Below are 1,365 nucleotides of genomic sequence, written 5' to 3'. Positions count from 1 at the left end.
AGTGTGATTTACTAAAAGCGAAAGCAAGCAACGATCATGTGGAAGCACATCGACTTGAGGAAATCTCAAACCACATCTGCCTATCGAAAAACCGGGGAAAAGGAAACGCAATTTACCTATTGTCAGGGGTGGCAATGACTAACACTAGGTTGCCAAACTTATGTGAACAAATAGGGAATAATTGGAACCTATCAGCGCACCAATTCAGACGTACCTTTGCTAATTATGCGGTTCACTCTGAATTAGGTGACTTGAGAGCATTAAAAGACCACTTTAAACATTGGTCAATTACCATGACCACTTTGTATGCCTTTAATGATGCTTTTGATGCTGAATTGTTTGAAGAAATGCTTCGAGAGAAATATCTGGTTGAAGAAGAAATTAAGCAAGATTGGTTTGAACTAGACATGCCTATCACTGGTGGCGACATAGCTCAAAACATCATGAAAGTCCGTGAGGATAAAGAGTTAATTAAATCTTTTGGCTCTCTTAGTGCTATGGCAAAGGCATACTCTAGCTCCATACCAATTCGCTCAACAGGTATTGGGTGGTGCACCAATGATGATGAGTGTAAGTGTGGTAAGCCTGATAGCTGTGAAAGCGGCATTGTAGATAAGCGACACCTGCCCTATTGGGAGGGAATGCTAGTGCAGCAAATGAAACTGATGCAATTGGATGATATTGGTGAAGCTGGTAGAGCGGCGGTAAAAAAAGGCATGGAACGCTGTGAAAAGGTTCTAGTGGCATTGGGTATTGATGTTGAAGCTATGAAGCAAGAGATTAACGAAAGAGAGAATATCGAGGTGATAAATGTCTAACCAGAAAGAAAAAGCGACACATAAAGCGGTTCGACTTGCCATTGTTCGAATCGAAAAAGGTCGTCCAAATACTGTTTCTCATAAACGCAAAATGAGTGTCGCTGCCGTTGCCGAAGAAGCAGGTGTAAGTCGAGCATTGATTCACCGTGATTGCCCTGAACTATTAGAGCGTATTAAAGGCGGTGTAAACAAAGATATTCGACAGCAACGTGATGCCAAACAAACTGAACTTAATAAATACAAAGACCGCAATCGAGAGTTGCGGTCTGAGGTGGCAGAATTGAAAGCTATGCTCGCTAAAGTTCAATCACAAAATGCTACGTTAATACGAAAAAACATGGCTCTGAGCAATGTTCTTGCGGACAATAGCAATGTAACGCAACTAATATACAGCTAACTGCCTGAATTTAATGTTAATAATTTCAAATTAAGGTTACTTTTGAGATAGTTAAAAACATCCAAAAGTGTAACCTCAAACAAAGTTATATAAAACAGAAGGTTAGCCACAGTTACATGTAACGAACTATTTATAATTATTGTCCTCCGA

1 protein-coding gene and 1 pseudogene are annotated in these 1,365 nt (G+C 40.0%); both read left to right on the top strand.

The annotated features are described in order from the left end of the window. Positions 1–818 (top strand): annotated as a pseudogene (locus ACT3RM_RS17850) (site-specific integrase); the annotation flags it as partial. Further along, positions 811–1,215, top strand: coding sequence for a TetR family transcriptional regulator (locus ACT3RM_RS17845; protein ID WP_192532726.1), 405 nt, complete (start codon positions 811–813; stop codon positions 1,213–1,215). The pseudogene ACT3RM_RS17850 and the gene ACT3RM_RS17845, both read left to right, overlap by 8 nt. Positions 1,216–1,365 lie beyond the last annotated feature (150 nt).

Origin of the sequence: Pseudoalteromonas sp. AOP7-A1-14 (assembly GCF_052376275.1) — a bacterium.
Lineage (GTDB): Bacteria > Pseudomonadota > Gammaproteobacteria > Enterobacterales > Alteromonadaceae > Pseudoalteromonas.
Note: the sequence above shows the minus strand (reverse complement) of the source record. Positions and strands in the feature narration are given on the sequence as shown.

Bases quoted from the DNA above. Each gene is read 5' to 3' on its own strand.
- ACT3RM_RS17845 (WP_192532726.1), top strand. From the start codon at position 811: ATGTCTAACCAGAAAGAAAAAGCGACACATAAAGCGGTTCGACTTGCC.